Source organism: Frankia sp. CeD (assembly GCF_000732115.1).
GTDB lineage: Bacteria > Actinomycetota > Actinomycetes > Frankiales > Frankiaceae > Frankia > Frankia casuarinae.
In genome coordinates this window covers 77,883-83,858 of sequence record NZ_JPGU01000018.1, presented here as the reverse complement: position 1 = coordinate 83,858, position 5,976 = coordinate 77,883, and the positions used below count along the sequence as shown (strand labels likewise).

Sequence of the window (5,976 nt, the reverse complement as noted above, 5' to 3'; positions counted from 1 at the left end):
ACCGCGGACGACGGCTCACCAGCCGCTGAACAAGCATGGGCGCGCTGGGAAGAGCAGTTTCGGCGGTCCGACTGACCATCTCACGCCGATGACCGCGGCGCGTTCCCCCTCCATCTGATTCCCGCATGTGGGTGGTGTGGCTCTGCCACACCCGAAAGGAGTCACGGAAAGTGGCGGAGTCCGTACAGGTTGCGGTAGCCGGTGGCTGTGTTTCTCCGATTCGCCTGAAGGGCCACACCGATCATGTGGATGTCACGTCCGGGGAGGTGCGGCGGGCGTTCTCGGCGGCGGGTCTGCCCGGCGGGGNGGTGCATGTGCGGTGCAACAACCGGCGGGAGTCGGTCTGCCCGGCGTGTTCGGCGACGTACAAGCGGGACGCGCGGCGTCTTGTCCTGGCGGGCCTGGCGGGCGGNAAGGGCGTGCCGGAGACGGTCACCGGGCATCCGGCCTGGTTCGTGACGTTGACGGCTCCGTCGTTCGGGCCGGTGCATTCCCGCCGTCAGCAAGGCGGGAAGACCGGTCCGGTGCGGGCGTGTCACCCCCGGCGCGGCACCTGCCCGCATGGCCGTGCGGCGGGCTGTCATGAGCGGCATCATGAGGCGGATTCCCGGCTGGGCTCCCCGATCTGCCCGGACTGTTACGCCTACGGCCGGGCGGTGACCTGGAATGCGCTCGTCCCGAAGCTGTGGAAGGCCACCCGGGACGCGACCGAATCCGCCGTAGCGGCGGCGGCCGGGTTGACGGTGGCGGGGCTACGCCGTGCGGCGCGGCTGAGCTTCGTGAAGGTCGCGGAGATGCAGGCACGGGGCGTGGTGCACCTGCATGTGGTGATCCGGGTGGATGGTCCCGGCGGGCCTGACTCCGCTCCTCCGGGGTGGACGGATGGAGATCTGGTCGCGGACGCTCTGCGGGACGTTGTCGGGTCGGTGGCGGTGCCTGCTCCTGATCCGGACGCGGGCACCCTCGGCGCGGTTGCTGCCGACGGGTGGGCGGTGCGCTGGGGCGTACAGGTCGACATCCGTCGCATCGCGCTCGACGGGCCCACAGATGTCGGGCGAGTCAGCAACTATCTGGCGAAGTACATCACGAAGTCGGCGGCGGCGGGTGGGGCGTTGGATCATCCGGTGCGATCGTTGGCCGCGCTGGCGCGGCTGACGCTGACTCCTCATCTGCGCCGGCTGGTGGAGACGTGCTGGCGGCTGGGCCGTGACGTGATGTTCGCGGCGGCGTTGGATGTGGCGTTGGGCCGTGAGTCGGGGGATGTGCCCCGGCTGGTCCGTTGGTCTCACCAGGCGGGGTTTGGTGGCCACTGGCTGTCAAAATCGCGGGCCTACTCGACCACGTTCGGTGCGCTGCGCACGGCCCGGCGGATCTGGTCCCGAACCCTCGGCGCAGCCATCGCGGGACAGGTCTCGGTGGACGCTTTCGGCAGGCTCGACGGCGACCCGAACACGATGATCCTCGGGGCCTGGACGTACGCGGGACGGGGGCTACATCCGGGCCGTTCGGGGGACTCCCCTGATCATGACACCCGGCGGGCGGCTGGAAGCAGCCTGGGCACGTGGCGGGCTAGCCAGTGAGTACCGAAGGTTCCGATGGCGGTTCGCAGGACCCAGCCACGATGCCGCCCTGCGGCGACAATCAGAAGCTGACCACGGTGCGGGTGGGCGGGTGGGCCGCCACGCCGACCGCCAACGACGATCAACCAGTGGTGCCGGCCTTCATCGGTGACGGTGAGCGTGCTGACTACGTGGCAGGTTGGTGGGCAGGGCGTCAGGCTGCGGCGCTGGGCCCCCTACCCGACGAACTAGCACGTGACGTGATTCATATCATCGACGGCTTCGGGCGCGCCGTAGCCAGACCATCACAAACGGGAAGTGATCTTAACCCTTTCGGTAAGCGGCTCCTTGCCCGCAACGATGTCGATCCGCTCGATCACGCGGGCGAGTAGCTGGCGCCGTTGACTCAGGTCCATATCGGGCCACTCGGCCATAAGGTCCGCGTGGGAGGTCACGGGCAGCGCGTCCACTGCTGCGGCGTTCGCCTGCACCTCCAGCCGGTCTATCCGCTCCTGCACATTGTCAATCATACCGAGCAAGATCCCTACTTTGGATCCGCGGTAGGCAGGGCTCCCCTGCTGCGCAACCAGGATCTCACGCTCGGCTCGGGCGGCTTCTAGATCGCGCATCAGGCTGCCGGTCGGGCTCGCAAGCTGCCGGGCGGCGTTCTCCTTCGCGCGGGCTTGGGCGAGACGGTCATCGGTGAGGTAGGCGAATAGCCACCCCTCCACGTACGCCTCCCCCGGCTCGGCGTGCAGCACAGATCGATAGGCACATGTCCCGGCACCCTTCCGCCGGTTGGCGGTGCAGCGGTAGGCGTAGCGGCGGCGGATCACGCCCCCCTCGCCCTTGTACGCCTTCTGGAGCCCATAGAGCCTGTGACCACACTCGCAGTAGATCAGCCCGGTCAGGAGCCACTCGAACGACCCCCATGGACTACGAACCTGGGAGTTCCGGGCTGCCTCTAGCTTGCGGACCACCTGTCGCCAGGCCGCAAGGTCGCACACTGGCTGCTGGGCGATGACCGGGTTCCCTTCGGCGTCACAGGCCACATAGTCCAATAGATTGATCTTGACGCCGCGCCGATGCTCCGGGACCTGGCGCATGCGGTAGCCCACCATGCGTGGAGAGACCAGGATGCGGCGAATGTTACCTTCTGCCATCAACGATCCGTCCGCGGCCGTGATGCCGAACTGATCTTTCCAGTGTTGGGCCACGGTCCGCAGACTCTTGCCGGAGATCACCAGCGGTACGGCGGCCTTGAGAGCCTCGAACTCGACCNGATGCGGCACCAGGCGCACCCCGCTCCGTCCAAGTTCGTCGGTCTCGCGGGCACCGGGCATCCACCCAAACGGGCGCATGCCGCCGTGATGGAACCCTGCTTCCGCGGCGTGGCGCTTGGCGTTCAACTGCCGCTCGGACATCACGTCAGTCTCAACCTCGGCCAAGATCGCTTTGATCCCCACAACCAACTTGGCGCCGGCAGTGGCGGTGTTCAACTCATCGGGCGAATCCTGATGCGAGACCAACATCACGCCTTTGACTTGACACCGCGCAATCCACTCCATACAACGAGTAGCGATCCGGTTGGTCCGGTCCAACTTCCAAAACGCCACGGCGGTAACCGCCTCGGCTTCCACGTCCGCGTTCAGCGCGTGCCACCCCTTCCGGGTCCGCACCGCTGACGCACTCGCGGAGTCGTTGTCGACATACTCACCCATGATCGTCCATCCACCCTGGATGGTCAGTAGCCGCGTGAGGTCGATGCGGTGACGCTCGATCGCATCAGCGCCATCCCGGTGGTACTTCGATAGCCGCAGATAGAGCCAGATCGGCCGCGTCCCTGGCCGAACCTCGACGCCGTAGGACCGAAAGGGCGGATAGACCACGGCCCGTGTGCGCCGACCTGGGCGACGCAGGAACGGGTGTTCTTCGCCTGTTTCGGGGTTGATGGCGATGCCTTCGACCGTTCCGTCACTTAGTTCGCGTTCCATAGAGTGTACTTTAGTTTGCACGACTCGTCCAAAAATAGGATGCCCCGGTGCGCCTGACTGGCCAGCCCGGGCCGGATCACCGTCGAGCCTGCCCCGACGAGTGCCGCCGGGGTCGCGCTGTGGTGCGGGCTGCGATACGGCGGTCGGGTGACGAGCGGGCAGTCCGCGGGCAGCAGGCCGGCGACCGAATGGACCGCGGTCACCTCGAGAGCGGCCTCGGTACCGAGGTTCGGCAGCAACCCGGGCAGTCTGTCGGCCAGCATGGTCTTGCCACTGCCGGGCGGCCCCTGCATGAACAGGTGGTGGCCACCGGCCGCCGCGACCTCGACGGCCAGCCGGCCCCTGCTCTGCCCCGCCACGTCCGCCAGATCCCCGGCCTGACCGTCGGTGGAGGCAGCTTCGGTCGTGGGGGCCGCCACGGGCTCGGCGGCGATCTCTCCCCGCAGGAGCGCCAGCACACTGATGAGATCGACAGCGGGCTCCNCCNCCGCGCCCGGTACCAGCGCCGCCTCGGCGGCGTTGCCCGCCGGCACCACGACCCGTTCGACACCGGCAGCCACCGCCCGAAGTACCGCCGGGAGCACCCCGCGGACACCGCGCACCCGGCCATCCAGCGCCAACTCGCCGATGAGTACCCGACGGAGCAGGGCGGCGCGCGGCACCACGCCGGCCGCGGTGAGGATCGCCACCGCCATGGCCAGGTCGAAACCACTGCCCGATTTCGGGAGGGTGGCGGGGAACAACCCGAGCGTGATGCGCCGATCAGGCCACCGTTGGCCCGAGTTCACGATCGCGGCGCGAATCCGATCCCGCGACTCATGCAACGCGGCATCGGGCAGACCGATGAGAGTCAGCCGCGGAAGACCATCGGCGAGATCCGCCTCCACCTCGACGATGTGACCTTCGACCCCGACGACCGCCACCGCCCGGGCCCGCGCGAGAGCCATCAGAACGCTCCCCGGATGTGCTCGACACGAACCGGACCCGTCGAAGGACGGGACACCAGGAGGACGTCGAAACGCACCAATGACGAGGCGTGGGGGTGCTCGGCGAGCCACCGGGCGGCCAGGCGTCTGATCCGAGCCGCCTTGCGACCTACGACGGCCTCGGCGGCCGATCCGTAACGCGTCCCGGATCGGGTCTTGACCTCGCAGAACACCAGGCTCTCACCGTCCTGCACAACAAGGTCGAGCTCGCCCTCGCGGCAGCGCCAGTTACGGTCGAGGATCTCGGCGCCGACCGCCGCCAGATGGCGGGCGGCGACATCTTCGCCGAACCTGCCCAGTGCGTCCTTTGCCCGCATCGCCGCTCCCGTTCGCCGGGGGACGGGTGCCCGCCGGTCGTGACCAGCGTGGACGTGGGCGGGCCGGAGAGCCATCCACATGATCGACATGTGGATGACGAGGGTTTCTCCACAGGAGCGAGCTGGGCGGACATCTCAGCGGGTCATCACGGACTTCGGTGACGGGTCGAATCGCACCGTCGATCCAGGCGACAGCCGACCGGAATGAGGTGCCGATCCGCCGAACATACCGCCGAGACGATCAAGATGCCGAGGCGATCAGGCAGCCGGGCCGGGAAAGCGTGACGCCGAGAGTCGGCGTCAGAGCTCGGCCTTGGTCAACTCCTCGACGTTGATATCTTTAAAGGTGACTACTCGGACATTCTTAACAAAACGCGCAGGCCGGAACATGTCCCACACCCAGGCGTCCCGCAAGATCAACTCGAAGAAGACCTCGCCGTCCGTGCTGTTCCTGACCTCGATCTGGTAGTCGTTCGCGAGGTAGAAGCGGCGCTCGGTTTCGATCACATACGAGAACAGCCCCACCACGTCGCGGTACTCGCGATAGAGCTGCAGCTCCATCTCGGTCTCATACTTCTCGAGGTCTTCCGCGCTCATACAGTCTCCGTGACGCCATGCCGGCTGGTCACAAGCACCCTGTCCTCCAGCCGCAACGATCGTGCTTCCCTCGTCGTCGCCGCATGCGCAGCCACGTTGACGTACGACATCCGATGCTCGTCACACGGTCCGCAGCGCGCCAGCGCCGCCGCGTGGGCCGCGGTGACGTATCCCTTGTGCTGCGCGAAATCGTACTCGGCATAGCGCGTGTGCAACGCACGCATGATCCGGTCCCTCGTCACCTTCGCCACGACCGAAGCTGCCGCCACGCACGCGACCACCCGGTCTCCCTTCACCACCGCCAACGACTCCACTCCGAAACCGGCGACCGCGAATCCATCCGTGAGCACGTAACCCGGGCGCGCAGACAGGCGCGCCACCGCGCGTCGCATTCCGGTGATGTTGGCCACGTGCAAGCCGACCCGATCGATCTCGGCCGCGGAGATGACGACGGTCGACCACGCCGCGGCGGCGGCCATCACGTCCTCGAAAACGCTCTCACGGATCTGCTCGGTCAGGAGCT

General features: G+C 67.4%; 4 protein-coding genes and 2 pseudogenes (1 of these 6 cut by a window edge). 1 reads left to right on the top strand and 5 read right to left on the bottom strand.

Annotation, left to right across the window (positions count from 1 at the left end; translation table 11 throughout):
* Positions 1-134 precede the first annotated feature (134 nt).
* The gene (locus tag CED_RS12130; protein WP_369807827.1) at positions 135-1,580 is read left to right on the top strand and encodes a replication initiator; all 1,446 of its coding nucleotides are present in this window, start codon (positions 135-137) and stop codon (positions 1,578-1,580) included.
* Between the two features lie 284 nt (positions 1,581-1,864).
* Here CED_RS12130 and CED_RS12125 read toward each other — a convergent pair whose 3' ends face one another.
* From CED_RS12125 to CED_RS12105, 5 genes and pseudogenes are all read right to left on the bottom strand, one after another.
* Positions 1,865-3,553: a recombinase family protein gene (locus tag CED_RS12125; protein ID WP_235187041.1), complete on the bottom strand. Its 1,689-nt coding sequence runs from the start codon at positions 3,551-3,553 to the stop codon at positions 1,865-1,867.
* 20 nt (positions 3,554-3,573) lie between these two features.
* Positions 3,574-4,500 (bottom strand): annotated as a pseudogene (locus CED_RS12120) (YifB family Mg chelatase-like AAA ATPase); the annotation flags it as partial.
* On the bottom strand, positions 4,500-4,856 hold the full coding sequence (locus CED_RS12115) for a YraN family protein (protein ID WP_011437962.1): 357 nt from the start codon (positions 4,854-4,856) through the stop codon (positions 4,500-4,502). The pseudogene CED_RS12120 and the gene CED_RS12115, both read right to left, overlap by 1 nt.
* A gap of 300 nt (positions 4,857-5,156) precedes the next feature.
* Entirely contained in the window at positions 5,157-5,453 is a 297-nt protein-coding gene (locus CED_RS12110) for a DUF2469 domain-containing protein (protein ID WP_011437963.1), read from the bottom strand.
* Positions 5,450-5,976: pseudogene (locus CED_RS12105) on the bottom strand (ribonuclease HII); it runs 196 nt beyond the window's last position. The gene CED_RS12110 and the pseudogene CED_RS12105 overlap by 4 nt, the downstream one beginning before the upstream one ends.

What these genes read in the sequence shown, in the direction of transcription:
- CED_RS12115 (WP_011437962.1), bottom strand. Translation starts at nt 4,856, where the DNA reads ATGCGGGCAAAGGACGCACTGGGCAGGTTCGGCGAAGATGTCGCCGCC.
- CED_RS12110 (WP_011437963.1), bottom strand. Translation starts at nt 5,453, where the DNA reads ATGAGCGCGGAAGACCTCGAGAAGTATGAGACCGAGATGGAGCTGCAG.